Annotated in this window: 16 protein-coding genes, 1 tRNA gene and 1 pseudogene; 10 read left to right on the top strand and 8 right to left on the bottom strand. The window is 44.5% G+C overall.

The window, feature by feature from the left end; translation table 11 throughout:
• Window positions 1-166 precede the first annotated feature (166 nt).
• Window positions 167-319: a hypothetical protein gene (locus tag CEG13_RS18890; protein WP_192869529.1), complete on the bottom strand. Its 153-nt coding sequence runs from the start codon at window positions 317-319 to the stop codon at window positions 167-169.
• A 272-nt stretch (window positions 320-591) separates the two neighbouring features.
• Between CEG13_RS18890 and CEG13_RS19090 the strand changes: the two genes are divergently transcribed.
• A complete protein-coding gene (locus CEG13_RS19090) occupies window positions 592-948 on the top strand; it encodes a hypothetical protein (protein ID WP_239984602.1) in 357 nt (118 codons plus the stop codon).
• Between the two features lie 60 nt (window positions 949-1,008).
• The gene (locus CEG13_RS08850; protein ID WP_239984601.1) at window positions 1,009-1,254 is read left to right on the top strand and encodes a hypothetical protein; all 246 of its coding nucleotides are present in this window, start codon (window positions 1,009-1,011) and stop codon (window positions 1,252-1,254) included.
• A gap of 333 nt (window positions 1,255-1,587) precedes the next feature.
• On the opposite strand, the pseudogene CEG13_RS19235 reads toward CEG13_RS08850, so the two are convergent.
• A pseudogene (locus tag CEG13_RS19235) lies at window positions 1,588-1,839 on the bottom strand (Uma2 family endonuclease); the annotation flags it as partial.
• Between the two features lie 690 nt (window positions 1,840-2,529).
• Window positions 2,530-2,602, bottom strand: a tRNA-Val gene (locus tag CEG13_RS08840).
• Between the two features lie 247 nt (window positions 2,603-2,849).
• On the opposite strand from CEG13_RS08840, the gene CEG13_RS08835 reads away from it, so the two are divergent.
• From CEG13_RS08835 to CEG13_RS08810, 6 genes are all read left to right on the top strand, one after another.
• Window positions 2,850-4,520: an ABC transporter ATP-binding protein gene (locus CEG13_RS08835; RefSeq protein WP_100011539.1), complete on the top strand. Its 1,671-nt coding sequence runs from the start codon at window positions 2,850-2,852 to the stop codon at window positions 4,518-4,520.
• Window positions 4,510-6,333: an ABC transporter ATP-binding protein gene (locus tag CEG13_RS08830; RefSeq protein ID WP_100011503.1), complete on the top strand. Its 1,824-nt coding sequence runs from the start codon at window positions 4,510-4,512 to the stop codon at window positions 6,331-6,333. Before CEG13_RS08835 ends, CEG13_RS08830 begins: the two co-directional genes overlap by 11 nt.
• Window positions 6,334-6,381: 48 nt before the next feature.
• On the top strand, window positions 6,382-7,107 hold the full coding sequence (locus CEG13_RS08825) for an alpha/beta hydrolase (protein ID WP_100011502.1): 726 nt from the start codon (window positions 6,382-6,384) through the stop codon (window positions 7,105-7,107).
• A 128-nt stretch (window positions 7,108-7,235) separates the two neighbouring features.
• Window positions 7,236-7,754, top strand: a complete 519-nt coding sequence (locus CEG13_RS08820; protein WP_100011501.1) for a YjcG family protein — start codon at window positions 7,236-7,238, stop codon at window positions 7,752-7,754.
• A 2-nt stretch (window positions 7,755-7,756) separates the two neighbouring features.
• A complete protein-coding gene (locus CEG13_RS08815; RefSeq protein WP_100011500.1) occupies window positions 7,757-8,179 on the top strand; it encodes a GNAT family N-acetyltransferase in 423 nt (140 codons plus the stop codon).
• A 211-nt stretch (window positions 8,180-8,390) separates the two neighbouring features.
• A complete protein-coding gene (locus CEG13_RS08810; protein ID WP_100011499.1) occupies window positions 8,391-9,095 on the top strand; it encodes a DUF421 domain-containing protein in 705 nt (234 codons plus the stop codon).
• Here the strand turns inward: CEG13_RS08810 and CEG13_RS08805 are convergent.
• Together CEG13_RS08805 and CEG13_RS08800 are read right to left on the bottom strand one after the other, a co-directional pair.
• Window positions 9,092-9,364, bottom strand: a complete 273-nt coding sequence (locus tag CEG13_RS08805; RefSeq protein ID WP_100011498.1) for a hypothetical protein — start codon at window positions 9,362-9,364, stop codon at window positions 9,092-9,094. The two genes, CEG13_RS08810 and CEG13_RS08805, sit on opposite strands and share 4 nt — an antisense overlap.
• Before the next feature lie 157 nt (window positions 9,365-9,521).
• A complete protein-coding gene (locus CEG13_RS08800) occupies window positions 9,522-9,749 on the bottom strand; it encodes a hypothetical protein (RefSeq protein ID WP_100011497.1) in 228 nt (75 codons plus the stop codon).
• Between the two features lie 207 nt (window positions 9,750-9,956).
• On the opposite strand from CEG13_RS08800, the gene CEG13_RS08795 reads away from it, so the two are divergent.
• Complete coding sequence (locus CEG13_RS08795) at window positions 9,957-10,475, top strand: CotY/CotZ family spore coat protein (RefSeq protein WP_100011496.1); 519 nt, start codon at window positions 9,957-9,959, stop codon at window positions 10,473-10,475.
• 62 nt (window positions 10,476-10,537) lie between these two features.
• On the opposite strand, the gene CEG13_RS08790 is transcribed toward CEG13_RS08795, so the two are convergent.
• Both CEG13_RS08790 and mgtE read right to left on the bottom strand, forming a co-directional pair.
• On the bottom strand, window positions 10,538-11,053 hold the full coding sequence (locus CEG13_RS08790; protein WP_158234665.1) for a CotO family spore coat protein: 516 nt from the start codon (window positions 11,051-11,053) through the stop codon (window positions 10,538-10,540).
• Between the two features lie 173 nt (window positions 11,054-11,226).
• Window positions 11,227-12,615: a magnesium transporter gene (gene mgtE, locus CEG13_RS08785; RefSeq protein ID WP_100011494.1), complete on the bottom strand. Its 1,389-nt coding sequence runs from the start codon at window positions 12,613-12,615 to the stop codon at window positions 11,227-11,229.
• 202 nt (window positions 12,616-12,817) lie between these two features.
• On the opposite strand from mgtE, the gene prpE reads away from it, so the two are divergent.
• Complete coding sequence (prpE, locus tag CEG13_RS08780) at window positions 12,818-13,555, top strand: bis(5'-nucleosyl)-tetraphosphatase PrpE (protein ID WP_100011493.1); 738 nt, start codon at window positions 12,818-12,820, stop codon at window positions 13,553-13,555.
• A 12-nt stretch (window positions 13,556-13,567) separates the two neighbouring features.
• On the opposite strand, the gene CEG13_RS08775 is transcribed toward prpE, so the two are convergent.
• Window positions 13,568-14,452, bottom strand: coding sequence for an RluA family pseudouridine synthase (locus CEG13_RS08775; RefSeq protein WP_100011492.1), 885 nt, complete (start codon window positions 14,450-14,452; stop codon window positions 13,568-13,570).
• Between the last annotated feature and the right edge of the window lies 1 nt (window position 14,453).

Raw genomic sequence — 14,453 nt, 5'->3', positions numbered from 1 at the left:
GCATAATATAATTCGACAGAGATAAGCAACGAATATGTTTTTAGTGCATTAATTAGTTGAAGAATATTAGAAAAAGGGCCGCTGAGCCATTATCCAGCAGCCCTTTTGGAATACTTTTTATGGCAGTTCTTACTACTCGTGATTGTTAATCCTCATGCCACGCCCGCTATCGATACCGCTTGTTCCGTTTATTATCCAGATTAAGAAATTCCCTGTCCTTAGCAAATTCCACATCGGCATCCGGCTTTTGTTTGTTAAAGCGATTCTTATTGTTCTGCTCATGCTTATCCTTGTTGCGGTTTTTGTTTTCCTCTGACATCTGATTTTCCTCCTGGCTGTTTGATTTGATATATCGTGTTTAGTTTGTCTGTTAAAGAATGAATTTATGTCAGGTTAATCCAAAAGCCACCAGCGTTTTCTTTCTAAGATGGAAAACATAATGATATAAGTAACTGTCTATGAAACTGCACGAATATACGCATGTTTTACTTGCTGCAGCAGAATGTGTCGATGCCGCGGTGCACTAGCCGACGCGCTAACAGTGAAAATGAATATGATGCTATTAAGCCTGAAGAAGAAAGGAGGGATATTATGTGGAAGAAATACCGAGGACAACAAATGGGGCAAAATCGGCGGAGGCACAAAGGTCAGCAAATGGGCCAAGCCCAAGAAAGGAACGATGATCAACGGAAGAATCAAGACCAGCAAATGGTTCAAGGTCAGCAAACGGACAACAATGGAAATCGAAATGGCTGCAGAGTTAGAGCAAATGCAAAATCAAAGGTAAACTTTGACAGCGATATTAAAGTCGATAATGATTTGGACAATGATAATGATTTGAAAAACCGCAATGTTGCTGTAGCAAAAGTAGAAAAAAGCGGCAATGCACGTGTCCATGTCGATGTTCATCCCGAAAGCGAAGAAGATGATAAACATTGGAAGAAATAATACGGGAAGCGGGAGATGATTATCCCGCTTCTACAGTATTTTTCAAGTGAGGGGGAAGTTATGAAGCGAAAACTAAATAAAAATCAATTCGTGAAAAGGAACGAACTTGCCTCAGACGAAAAGGTAATAAATCGTTCTTCTGTCGGTAACAGCGGTAATTCCGATGTAGATGTGAATGTTGCGGTAGATACAGAACCGCTTGCCTACGCAATGCTCTGTTCCTTATTAGCTACCAACCAAATGACGAAAACCGAATTTGATCAAGCTGTTCAGGAGTTGGAGAGGTTTAAAAAGAAGGAGGATTAATCACCTTCTTCTTACATAAAGGGCAATAGGCATATGCCCCATTTAACTCACCAGGAGGGTAAACGCCAAAAGACATGGATACATTAAACAACAGGAATTAAATTTCCGCCAACTTCCTGTTCCAAAAATTGCGGCTACATTTTTTTAAGCAGTACAAACTAACATAGCAAGGAGGGATAACCATGAGCAAAGGAAAGAAGAAAAAGAACAAAAGCAAAGAAGAATTGAATGCCATGAAGGATGATAAGAAATACCGGCAGAACCGGCCGCCGAGGTAATTTAATGGAAGGAAAAAGACTGGCATTTTTGCCAGGCTTTTTCCACTAACTGAGGTTATTTGAACAGATCTGTCAGGTTAATCTTAAAAGACACAATGGTCTTGGAAGCTGCCGTGCCTTCATTAACCAAATCAAATTGCATTTCATTGCTGTCGTCCTCATTTATCGTATATATCATGATGTGTTTCTTTGTAGGGTCAACAATCCCATATTCTTTAACGCATATGCCATAGTTCATATAAAGATTCAGCTTCGTCACCAAGTCATGTGTTCGGCTAGAAGGGCTTAAAATTTCTATGATAAATTCAGGAGCTTCTACAAATTATTTTTCTGATAAATCATCCAGTTCATAAGTGACAAACAATTCCGGAACGACCCTTTTTTGGCATCGCCAGCCTTATCAATTAATACTTCGGTTGGAGTAAAAAATACATGCAATCCTTCCCCTTCAGTGCATTGTAGAATTCACCATGTAAATAAGAGGAAATTTTTTGGTGCTTTATGCTTGGTGACGGAGACATGTAAATAACACCGTCAATAAACTCAAAATATTATCTGTTTCTTGCCTTAGTTGTTCGAACTCTTCATAGGTGCTATTCATCCTCAACTCATACACCGTCCTTAGGTACACTTATGATCAATTCCAAGATATTATCCTATAACAAATGAAGCTTTATGTGTTATCTGCTAAAGGGCGATTAATTAATCCTGTCGGTAATCCCCTAAAGGAATTTTATAAATCCAGCTTTCATATTATCTAATTCTTTCAAAGCGTCCTCAACAACCGCCTTTAAATTAATCTCATCAAATTCAAGACCAGAAACATCCAAGTTAGAAGGCTTTGTTAAATGTGTTAATCTTCCCGTTAGATCAGATCGACCGGCTATAAATAATTAGTCAGATTTTCAATGAGTATCAGGGAGCATATGGGGACCATTACAATGACAGGTATGAGAAGACAAAATAAAAGAACCCTCATAACAAGGATTCTCAATTATGATTCCGATTGGGCTCGAACCAACGACCTCATGCCTGTCAAGCATGCGCTCTCCCAACTGAGCTACGGAATCGTGTATGGTATATTTTTCAGTGCATCTATAACTATATTAAATTTCACCTGGCCTGTCAAATGAAATTATTTCCTGCCCTAAAAATAACTCTCCCTCCCCCAACAAACTTCGTAACCCGAAATAAAACTGGAAAAATCCCCCCTTTCGCTTTATAATAAGGGATAGTCATTTGTACAGATGGGGGTTTCCTGTGAAGACTTTTTCCTTTTTAAGACCATATAAATTTCCAATAATCATTGCTTATGGGATGATGCTTATTGAGCTTGCAGTCGAACTGCTGCTGCCTCTTTTCCTTGGGCTGATGATCAACCAGGGCGTGATGAATCAGGATTTAAATACTATCGTTATGTGGGGAAGCATTATGATTGGCCTCTCCCTTGTTGCTTTGGCGGCGGGAGTCTTTAACTCTTTTTATTCTGCCCACGTTAGTTTTGCATTCGGGTACGACATTCGCCAGAAGTTATTTGAGAAGATCCAGTCTTTTTCCTTCAAAAATTTGAATCAGTATCCGACTTCTGGCTTAGTAACAAGGTTCACCAATGATGTTCGCCAGATTCAAAATACTGTTTTCATGGGACTGCGTATTATGGCCAAAGCCCCGCTGACCGTACTTGGCGGAGTGATTATGGCATTTGTTGTCAACGCAAGGCTTGCACTTATCTTCCTTATTACTGTGCCGCTGCTCATCCTCTTTTTATTTTGGGTGATGCGAATTGCCAGTAGAATGTTTAATAAAGTTCAGCACAATGTCGATGGTGTGAACCGGGTGATGCAGGAGAATCTTGCCGGCATGCGGCTGATCAAGGCATTTGTGCGGCGGAATCACGAAGAGAATCGGTTTATTGAATCCAACAGTGACCTGGCGAATTCCACCAAGACGGGGTTCCGATTTGTGGAATCCTCCATGCCGGTGCTGCTGTTTGTGATGAACCTGAGCCTTATTTTCATTATCTGGTTTGGCAATATGCAGGCAGTTGCCGGGCAGACATCAGTCGGGGAAGTTGTCACGATTGTCAACTATGCACTAAGGGTGTCTATGTCGATTTCGATGTTTTCCTTCATTATAATGGCCCTGTCACGGGCGAAGGCTTCGGTGGGACGCTTGAATGAGGTGTTCACCCTGGATGTCGGGATGCTCGACCATGAAGACGCAAAGCCGGAACAGACCGCGACATACGGCAAGGTGGAATATCAGCAGGTTACCTTTACTTATCCCACCGCGGATAAACCAACGCTATCAAATATTTCTTTTACCGCAAATCCTGGAGAAAAGCTGGCGATCATCGGAGCCACCGGTTCGGGAAAAACCTCCCTGTTCCAGCTGCTCCCACGGCTTTACGATACAGACAGCGGGGAAATCCGGATTGATGATCAATCTATCGCCTCCTATACTCTGGAGAACCTGCGCAACGGAATTGGCTATGTGCCCCAGAGCCCGCTGCTGTTTACCGGCACTATTACCGACAACATCGCCTGGGGCAAAAAGCATGCGACCAGCGATGAGATTATACAGGCGGCCAAAGATGCGCAAATTCATGATACGATTATGGAACTGCCTGATCAATATGAAACTCGAGTTGGGCAAAAAGGTGTGAACTTGTCCGGCGGGCAGAAGCAGCGGATTTCCATTGCTCGTGCTCTGATTCGTCATCCAAAAATTCTCATGCTCGATGACAGCACCAGCGCCCTCGACTTGGCAACAGAATCGCGATTACTCGAAGCCGTGCAGCAATATCACTGCACGACTCTAATAGTCACTCAAAAAATTTCCACTGCCAGTGACGCGGACCGCATTTTACTGATGGATAATGGGGAAATTCTGGCTGCAGGCACGCATGATGAGCTGCTGGAAACATCTGATTTATATCACCGGATTGTGGAGTCTCAGTTCGGAAAGGAGTATGCAAATGCCAAATAGCCAATGGAAAGCGGCTTTTCAATACAAAAAAATAGACTTGGAGAATATCACAGCGGATGGCCGCAAGCGCGCCAAGAATGTATCTGGCACCGTCAAGCGAATCTGGGCTTATCTGGCTCGGGAAAAAGCGAAACTTTCGCTGGTTATTCTGATGGTAGTGGCCAGCTCGGGGCTGAGCCTGCTAGGTCCGTTTATGGTCGGGATGGCCCTTGATGAATATATCGTCACGCGTGAAACAGCAGGGCTTGGCATGCTGCTGATTGGCCTGGTATTTGTTTACCTGTTCCACTCCCTCTCCATCTTTTTGCAAAATTTCTGGATGGTTGGCATTGCGCAAAACACGGTATATACATTGAGAGAGCAGCTGTTCAAACAGTTTCACCGCCTGCCTATTTCCTATTTTGATAAGCGGCAGCACGGGGAATTAATGAGTAGGCTGACCAATGATATCGACAATGTAAACAATACACTCAATCAGTCGGTGATTCAGATTTTTGCCAGTATCCTGACGCTGGTGGGAACCATTGCGGTCATGCTTTATCTCAGCCCTATTCTAACGGTTGTCACCATGTCTATTATTCCGGCGATGTTTTTTGCCATCAGATGGATCACCAAACGGACCGGCCCATTGTACAAACTCCAGCAGCGAGACATTGGAGAAGTTAATGGCTATGTGGAAGAGATCGTTTCGGGCCAGCATGTCGTAAAGACCTTTTCCCAGGAAGACAGGGTCGTCAGCGAATTCGGGGAAAGAAATAACAGGCTGATGCATTCCGGATTCTGGGCACAGTCCATTGCCGGGCTGATTCCTAAAGTAATGAACATGCTGAACTACCTCAGTTTTGGCATGATCGCTCTGGTTGGCGGGATTTTGGCGATCAATACCTCCCTTGTTACCGTTGGGGTGATCGTCATTTTCACAGAATATGCGCGGCAGTTCACCCGTCCGCTTAATGAATTGTCTAACCAGTTCAACTTGCTGCTCTCAGCCATTGCCGGAGCGGAGCGCGTCTTTTATGTGCTGGATGAGACGCAGGAAGAAACCGATGAAAAGGAAGCGAGAGAGCTATCTTCCACTAACGGACACGTTCAATTCGAAAAAGTAAATTTTGCCTATGAGGACTCGCCCATTCTAAAAGATATCAGTTTTGAGGCAAAACCGAATGAGACGGTTGCTTTCGTCGGCCATACCGGGGCTGGGAAAACGACGATTATCAACCTCATCTCACGTTTCTATAACTATGATGCTGGCAAAATTTTGCTGGATGGTGTAGATTTAAAAGATATTAAGCGAAGCAGTCTGCGCCGCCAGATGGCATTCGTGCTGCAGGATTCATTCCTTTTTCATGCAAGCATCCGGGAAAATATCCGTTACGGACGACTGGGTGCCAGTGATGAAGATGTTGTCAAGGCAGCGAAAAACGCTAATGCCCATGATTTCATTGTTCAGCTTCCGCGGGGTTATGACACGGTACTCGATCAGGAAGGTTCCGGAATCAGCCAGGGACAGAAGCAGCTTTTAACCATCGCCAGAGCCCTGCTTGCCGAACCAACTATCCTCGTGCTGGATGAGGCAACAAGCAATATTGATACGATTACCGAATTGAAAATCCAGGAAGCATTGAAACGGCTGATGAAGGGCCGTACAAGTTTCGTGATCGCCCACCGTTTGAATACGATTCAGGAAGCTGACACGATTATCATGCTCGAACATGGGGAAATCATAGAAAAAGGCAGCCATGAACAGCTGATTGCCAGAGGCGGCCGCTATTACGACCTGTATAAAGGCCAATTATTAGAAAAAGCAAACTAATACGGCTATAATTGTATGCAGAAACTCAGTTTAATTGAGGTGTTAAAATTGGGCAGGAAAGGCACATTTACCGAAAGAACGATTGACAGTGACTATCTTAAAGAACAGATGACGGTGAAAATATACAAGCCAGAGTCTTTCTCCAGGTTGTATAAATACAATATCTGCATCATGCAGGACGGGGATGATTATTTCCAGATGGGAAGGGTCGCCACCTTGAGTGACCGGCTCCATGACAGTGCGGAGATAAACAACACAGTTTTTGCCGGCATTCACTATCAGGATAAATTTGACCGGCGGAAAAAATATCATCCCTCCGGGGAGCAAAACGCAGCTTATACAAAATTCTTAGTGCATGAAGTGGTACCCCTCCTGGATGAGGAACTCCCCACCTATCATATGGGAAAATCCCGGGCGTTGATGGGAGATTCACTTGCCGGGACGCTTGCGCTGATGACTGCGTTTAAATATCCGAACACATTCGGCAAGGTCATTATGCAGTCGCCATATGTCGATGATACTGTGCTGGAGGCTGTAAAAGAGGCAAGCGATATTCACTCGGTCGATATTTACCACACTATTGGGACGGATGAAACTGCCGTGAAAATGACCGATGGCGAGACAGCCGATTTTACCACGGTCAACCGAGAGTTAAATGAGCTGATTGAAGCAACCGGCGCTGATTATATTTACCATGAACTCGATGCAGGCAAGCATACGTGGAAGTACTGGCAAAATGACATGAAACGTGTGCTGACAACAATGTTTAATTAATTTTTATAATTATTTAACAATCCAGGTGCATTTTCTGTTATAATAGAGGGTAATCTTAAATCTAAGCACACACTTTTCAGATGAGCTCGGTAAGGAATACAGAAAACGACGAATTGGAGGTTTTCCAAATGAACTATGGAATAGCAATTTTCCCGACAAAACAGATCCAAGACGAAGCAAATTCATACAGAAAACGCTATGATCCTCACTATGCCTTGATTCCGCCGCATATTACGCTGAAGGAGCAATTTGAAGCAAGCGACTCGCTCATCGATGAGTTGGTGACAGAGCTGAAACGGATTGCCAATGATACCGATCCATTTACCATCAACATTAATAAAGTCAGCACCTTCGCGCCTGTGACGAATACGATTTATCTGAAGGTAGAGCCGATTCAGGAGCTGATTGACCTGCAGGAGAAAATGCATCAGGGTGATTTTCCCGACAATCAGGAGTTTTCCTTCGTTCCCCATATTACAATTGCGCAAAAACTGGTTGAAGATGAATATTCCGATGTTTACGGCAGCCTGAAAATGCGGCAGTTCAAGCTGGAAGACGAGATTGACCGCTTTCAGTTATTGTATCAGCTGGAAAATGGTTCATGGACCGTATATGAAACCTTTGTATTTGGAAAGGAACAGCTATAACAATGAACGTGAAAATTATCCAATCGAACGATGACAAAGAGCAGGCTTTCCAGGTGCGCACGACCGTGTTTGTAGACGAGCAAAAAGTGCCGCCGGAAGAAGAAATTGATGCGTATGACGAAACAGCCATTCACTTTATCGGCTATGAAGATGGCCAGCCAATTGCTGCCAGCCGTCTGCGTTTTGCGGATGGTTACGGCAAACTGGAACGAATCTGTGTGTTAAAGGAGCATCGCGGCAAGGCGTATGGCTCCGGGTTGATTAAGGAAATGGAGAAAGTAATTGCTGATAAAGGATACAAGAAGTCCAAGCTGAACGCGCAAACACATGCCGAAAAGTTCTATGCACAGCTCGGCTATGAAACGGTCTCCGGTGAATTTATGGATGCCGGTATACCACATGTAACGATGACGAAGAAATTATAAAGGTATACTTCAAAGGGAGTGCTCGCCTAACCGCGCAAGTACTCCTTTTGTTTTGTGAAATTAACAAATTCTCTTGGCTGCAGTATCCAGATTCACTGTATTCACTCTTGTCTCGCCTGACACCAGGGCGTTTTTTATGGAAAGCCTTCCATGCATGCTCCTCTGCCATTTCGGTTAAGCTAATCAATAGCTTAACAAGGGGGCGTAATGGATGCAGGAATATTTATCAATGTTTTATGAGATCATTTTTGGCTTTTTAGCACTGTTGGTGCTGGCAAAAATTCTCGGAAAAACCCAGATCTCGCAAATTACGGCGTTTGATTTTATTTCTGCGCTAATCCTGGGAGAACTGGTTGGCAATGCATTATTTGACCGAGAAGCAGGCGTTCCGGAAATTGCTTTTGTTATCGTCCTTTGGGGAGGATTAATTTATATTACAGAAATCATCACTCAGAAATACAAGGGTACCCGTGGTATACTGGAAGGGAAACCCGCAATTGTGGTGTACCGGGGGAAACTGATTAGGGATGTAATGAAGGAGAACAAACTGGACATTAATCAACTGCAGCATTTGCTCCGGGCAAAGGAGATTTTCTCACTAAGGGAAGTGGAGTTTGCAGTTCTGGAAACAGATGGAACCGTCTCTGTACTTAGAAAATCAGCTTACCAGACGCCAACGATTAAGGACATGCAACTCCAAGAACAAGACATTAGCTTGTCCTCCACTCTGGTTAATGATGGTGAGATTATTTATGATAACTTGAGGGAAAAGAATCTGACCGACGAATGGCTGACAGAGAAATTAAGGGAGCAAGGGTTTTCTTCCGTAAAAGAAGTGTTTTATGCGGAATACCGGAAAGGGGAAAACCTTCTCGCGATGCCGTACATCAACAAAGGGAACGAACCCTGGGATTAGACACTGCTTGAGAAGTTTGTTCCCTTTCCGGTTAAATCTCCATATACTTTTTCTGCTTCCGGGCGTGCATTTGCTGCTTGAATAGCCATATCGTCCGCATTGTCGCCGCTTATGTTCAGACGTTCATATTCACTGTTGATTTCTTCATGCTGTTTTTCGAGCACTACTTTAAACGGCCGTTCAACCATATACGGAACCCGTTTTTGTTCGGTTATGCGATTCTGGTAATCGTTGTACTGATAGTGAGTTATTGGCAGTATATAGCCCATTGCAATCCCATTCCTTCCCTGACTTTCTATAGTATTCGCTTGAATTTTTTGTTTTTGACTATTCCAGGTAATTATTTATCTATACCCCTTTTGCCAAAAAATTATGCTCATAAAAATAAAGCAGCTTCCGATTATGGGAGCTGCTTTATTTTTATGGTTAAAAGCGGTACCTGTCTTTGTCATCTTTGTTTTCGCTGCCTTCTTTGTCGTCTTCTTTCTCTTGATACACTTCTCTTTCTTTGTAATCATGGGATTCCTCTTTTTCTTCGATTGGGAAACCAAAGAATGGATCCCTCTTTCTCCGTCTTCTCGTTCGCTCCACATGGACATTATCTGCTTTAATCACTAAGTCCTTCACATGAATGACTTGCTTTTTTTGTGACAATTTACGTTCACTCCTTCAGTCAATATGCTCATAATCAGTCTACGTATTGGATGGGTTTTCGCTATGGACATTCGCCCGTTTTTTAAAATTATTGCGTTTATCCCGCAAGTTGTTCCAGATTAAGCGGAACGCCCACACCATACAGGGCTTTACACATACTCTAGTAGAGACAACTGAGTCAATTCATCTTGAAAGGAGTAATAATTTATGGGTTGTGGAAAAGACTTCAACACAGGCAACTGCGTATGCGACATTCTACGCGAGATTGCTGATGCGCAAAATGATGTCGTAGAGAACTGCTGTGACACCAGCTGCGAACAGTCCATCAGTGATTTACTGGGAGATACAGACAACGGCAATGGCTTGGATACTGTTCCTGTCATTCTGTACTGCAAAGATGGCTGTAAACCGTTTAAAGGGTATGGTGCCGATCCAGATTGCATCGGTGACATCAAAGCAAGCTTCTTCTTCCGGGTGAAAAAAGTGGATGATGATTGCTGTGCTGTCCTTGAACTGCTGAGAGACGACAATGACGACGATGACGACGATGACGATGACAGATACGACAGAGACGACAGATACGATGATAAATATGATAAAGACGATCCAAAAAGCCCTGTCAAGCAAAAGACTGATGACTTGCGGGCGACTGGCATTTGTATCACAGTTAGTCTGGATTGCTTCTGCCACGTCACTTGCCTTCCTGCAATCGACGCTTTCAACTAAGTTTGAAGAAAATCAAAAAACACCATGGAAAAGGTTCTTCCTTTCTCCATGGTGTTTTTTCTTTAAAACCCTAGCATGCGGATTTCTTTTATATCACCAATTGGAATCTTGACAGATCGTCTCCCGCTTCGCATCCAGACGATTTCTTCCTTGAAATCGATAATTATTCCTCGGTAATTTCTTCCGGATGTTTTGACTTCGCATTTCTTCTTCGGTACATATTCCGGTTTTTCCATAAAATACAAAACCTTTTCCCTTATGTCCATGTCTTTAAATGGCTTTTTTTCTGGAGTTTCTTCTTTCTCTTCTATTTCTTCTTTCTCCTTGCTTTCCGGAGAAGTGTCGGTTTCTTTTTCGTTTTTCCCACTGTTGGACTCTTTCTTATCCGGGCTTTTCTTCTGTGAGGCTTGCTTACGCTTCACTGGCTTTTTCTCAGTGTTTTCGGTGTCTGTATCTGAGGCGGGCTTCTTCTTTTTCTTCGGTGAGCTGTACACTGATTGCATCGGAGCTTTTGGCTTGCGATTATCCGGCTGCTGCACATACATCAGCGGCTTCCCTGCAAATTTTCTCTTCCCCATTTTATTCACTCTCCTTTGGGTTATGCGTCTACCCATTATATGAACCCAGCATTTTAAATGTGTGTGGGCTGATGGGGGATGTTGGTGTTACCCCGGTTGATTTCATCCACCTTAACACCCCACCAAAAAAAAAGCACCCCGCCAAGGATGCTTTTCTTCACAAAACCAATCAATCAAACCAACAGCCCCATAAAAGCAGTGGCCATGCCAAAATAGATCAGTATAGAAATAATGTCATTGATGGTGGTGATGAATGGGCCGGATGCAACAGCAGGGTCGATGTTCAGCTTGTCCATCAGTATCGGAATAAGTGATCCTGCCAAGGTTGCCACAATCAAGGCGGCCATAATCGAAATGCCAACCAGCAACCCCAAATAAATATTGCCCTGCCATACATAAATCACGATAGCTATAACAACCCCGCAGATTGTACCAGTAATCAGGCCGGTTCCTGCTTCTCTCAGAATCAGCTTGGCTTTGCCCTGTTTGCCGTAATCTCCACTGGCGAGTCCGCGCACGGCGACTGCCAGCGCCTGGGTCCCAGTATTCCCTGCCATCCCGGCGATCAGTGGAATAAAGATTGCCAGGACAGCGACTTGCTCAAGCGTGCTTTCAAAACGTCCGATCAAGCTTGCGGTAAACAGACCCAAAAACAGCAGCACGATCAGCCACGGCAGGCGTTTTTTGGCGGAAACGAACGCATTATCATCTTTTCCGGCCGTATCGGATACCGCCGCCAGACGGGAGTAGTCCTCGCTGGCTTCTTCTTCCATGACATCAAGAATGTCATCGACCGTGATGATCCCCAGCAAATGGTCTTGAAAATCGACGACCGGCAAGGCAAGAAAGTCATAATCACGCATCATCTGGGCAACCTCTTCCTGGTCTTTCCCCACCGAAACGGCTACAATCTTTTCACTCATAATGTCACCAATCCGCACCTCTTCCTCGGCAATGATCAAATCACGGAGCGAGAGCACGCCAACTAAGCGCTTATCCTCATCCAGTACATAAATATAATAAATGGTTTCCGCTTCGGGCGCCTCTTTCTTTAGATGCTGCATGGCTTCTTTTGCAGTGCTGCTGTCAAGTATGGCCACATATTCGGTGGTCATGATACTCCCGGCTGTTTTTTCTTCATAGTGAAGCAGCTGTTTTATTTCATCTGCTTCTTCCGGATCCATAATCGTAAGGAAGCTGGCAACCTGGTCTTTTTCCAGCTGATTTAAAATATCCACCGCATTATCTGCTGACATTTCTGCCAGCACCATGGAAGCAAAGCGCGGGTGCATTTCGGTAAAGTAGATCTTGGTATCTTCCAGCTCTACATTCTCCATGATTTCGGCAACTTCTTCCGGTGATAAATACGCGTAAATATTTAAACGAATTGCCTGAAGCTGGAGGGCGAAATAAACGGCCTGATCATATGGGTGGAGTTCCAGAAATTCTTCGCGAAAAGCTTCCATGGATTCTTCATTCAGTGCGGCATTCAATTTATTCCATTGTTCTTCGTATAATGTGTGGTAATCTTGTTCAAATCGATTCGCGGATTCCACCTGCATATCTCCTTTCCCAGAAGCAAATGCTTAAAAAGTTAACTGCTTTTCTGGTCACTGCTGCCGACAAGTACGGCATTTATTATTTCTTTTCCCCGAACCCAGGGAATTTACCCGTTTTCTTTTTATCAAAACATCATGCTGCACGATGAATTCTGACTGCAATTCATGTAAAATAAAGAAAAACCAATGCAAGGTGGCACAAATCATGAAAATTGACGTTATTGGCGATGTGCATGGATGCACCCGGGAACTACACGACCTGTTTGAGAAAATGGGATATGAAAAACAACATTCGATCTACATTCATCCGGATGGGCGGCTGCCTGTTTTTCTCGGGGATATTACTGATAGGGGACCGGCTTCCCTGCAGGCCATCAACCTCGTTTCTGAGATGGTGAAGGCTAAGAAGGCGCAGTATGTTCCGGGCAATCACTGCAATAAACTGTACCGTTATTTTCTCGGAAATAATGTCCAGATCAAGCATGGACTGGAGACGACAGTTGCCGAATGTCAGGCACTGCCTTCCAAGGATCGCAAAAAGGTTAAACATCGATTCCTTTCCCTGTATGAACACGCCCCGTTATATCTGCAGCTCCCAGAGGCGAACGTTATCGTCGCTCATGCTGGGATCAAAGCCTCCTATATCGGTCGGGAGGATAAAAAAGTAAAATCGTTTGTGCTTTACGGAGATACTACCGGCGAATTCTATCCGGACGGGCGCCCGGTTCGCCGTGATTGGGCGCAGGAATACAAAGGAAGTCAGTGGATTGTCTACGGCCACACTCCTGTCAGAAAACCGCGCGTCGTCGGCAAAACCATTAATATTGATACAGGATGTGTGTTTGGCAACGCCTTGACTTCTTTTCGCCTGCCGGAAGAAGAAACCATCTCGGTTCCTTCTGAGCAGCCATATGTAGCGGAAAAGTTTCTTTATTTCGATTAGATCCTCTTACATTTAGGAATCGCAGGGAAAAAACCGCTGCATATCCACTGGCAGCGGCGAAGTGAACCGCATCACTTTCCCTGTAAATGGATGCTCCACTTCCAGTTCCACACAGTGCAGGGCCTGCCGCTGAATGACGTCCAGAGATCCGCCATATAAATCATCCCCTGCCAGCGGACGTCCCAGGTGGGAAGCGTGTACCCTTATTTGGTGGGTCCGACCGGTTTCCAGTATAATTTCTGCAAGTGTGTGCGTTGCCGATTTCTCGATCACCTGATAATGCGTGACTGCTGTTTTGCCGTCCTCCCTCACCTCCCGCTCAATGATCGAATCCGTCTTCCTCCCAATTGGAGCATGGATAGTTCCTGCATTTTTCTCTAAATAGCCTTCCATTACTGCCTGATATTTTCGCTTTATCTTTCCGTGCTTCTGTGCTTGCGCCAGTAAAGAGTGGCTGAGTCGGTGTTTTGCAATCAGTACAAGCCCTGATGTGTCACGGTCCAAACGGGTGACCACATGTACGGTATAGGGAATTCCGTTCGCCTGGTAATAAGCGACCAGCCCGTTTGCAAGCGTTCCGGAACGATGATTCATTGAAGGCATCACTGCAACGCCGGCAGGTTTGTCAATAACGAGCATCACTTCATCTTCATAAACAATAGCAAGCGGCATGTTTACCGGCTGCAGATTGGCGGAGACCGTTTCTTTTGGAAAAACTACTTCCAGCACATCACCGGCTTTCAATGGAAGTGTGACAAACTCAGGCACTTCGTTAACTTTTAACCTGCCGCCCTCAAATTTGACCACCTTGATCATGTTGCGGGAAAACCCCCGCACCTCCCGCAAATAATCACGGATCAGCATCCCTTCCTGCTCCGGTTCAATCGTCCATATCATC

It is taken from the genome of Lentibacillus sediminis, from assembly GCF_002763455.1.
In the GTDB taxonomy this organism is placed as follows: Bacteria; Bacillota; Bacilli; order Bacillales; family Amphibacillaceae; genus Lentibacillus_D; species Lentibacillus_D sediminis_A.
Note: the sequence above shows the minus strand (reverse complement) of the source record. Positions and strands in the feature narration are given on the sequence as shown.

Coding starts and splice junctions, on each gene's coding strand:
- CEG13_RS18890 (WP_192869529.1), bottom strand. CDS start 319: ATGTCAGAGGAAAACAAAAACCGCAACAAGGATAAGCATGAGCAGAAC.
- CEG13_RS19090 (WP_239984602.1), top strand. CDS start 592: ATGTGGAAGAAATACCGAGGACAACAAATGGGGCAAAATCGGCGGAGG.
- CEG13_RS08850 (WP_239984601.1), top strand. CDS start 1,009: ATGAAGCGAAAACTAAATAAAAATCAATTCGTGAAAAGGAACGAACTT.
- CEG13_RS08835 (WP_100011539.1), top strand. CDS start 2,850: ATGATGCTTATTGAGCTTGCAGTCGAACTGCTGCTGCCTCTTTTCCTT.
- CEG13_RS08830 (WP_100011503.1), top strand. CDS start 4,510: ATGCCAAATAGCCAATGGAAAGCGGCTTTTCAATACAAAAAAATAGAC.
- CEG13_RS08820 (WP_100011501.1), top strand. CDS start 7,236: ATGAACTATGGAATAGCAATTTTCCCGACAAAACAGATCCAAGACGAA.
- CEG13_RS08815 (WP_100011500.1), top strand. CDS start 7,757: ATGAACGTGAAAATTATCCAATCGAACGATGACAAAGAGCAGGCTTTC.
- CEG13_RS08810 (WP_100011499.1), top strand. CDS start 8,391: ATGCAGGAATATTTATCAATGTTTTATGAGATCATTTTTGGCTTTTTA.
- CEG13_RS08805 (WP_100011498.1), bottom strand. CDS start 9,364: ATGGGCTATATACTGCCAATAACTCACTATCAGTACAACGATTACCAG.
- CEG13_RS08795 (WP_100011496.1), top strand. CDS start 9,957: ATGGGTTGTGGAAAAGACTTCAACACAGGCAACTGCGTATGCGACATT.
- CEG13_RS08790 (WP_158234665.1), bottom strand. CDS start 11,053: ATGGGGAAGAGAAAATTTGCAGGGAAGCCGCTGATGTATGTGCAGCAG.
- mgtE (WP_100011494.1), bottom strand. CDS start 12,615: ATGCAGGTGGAATCCGCGAATCGATTTGAACAAGATTACCACACATTA.
- prpE (WP_100011493.1), top strand. CDS start 12,818: ATGAAAATTGACGTTATTGGCGATGTGCATGGATGCACCCGGGAACTA.
- CEG13_RS08775 (WP_100011492.1), bottom strand. CDS start 14,452: ATGATATGGACGATTGAACCGGAGCAGGAAGGGATGCTGATCCGTGAT.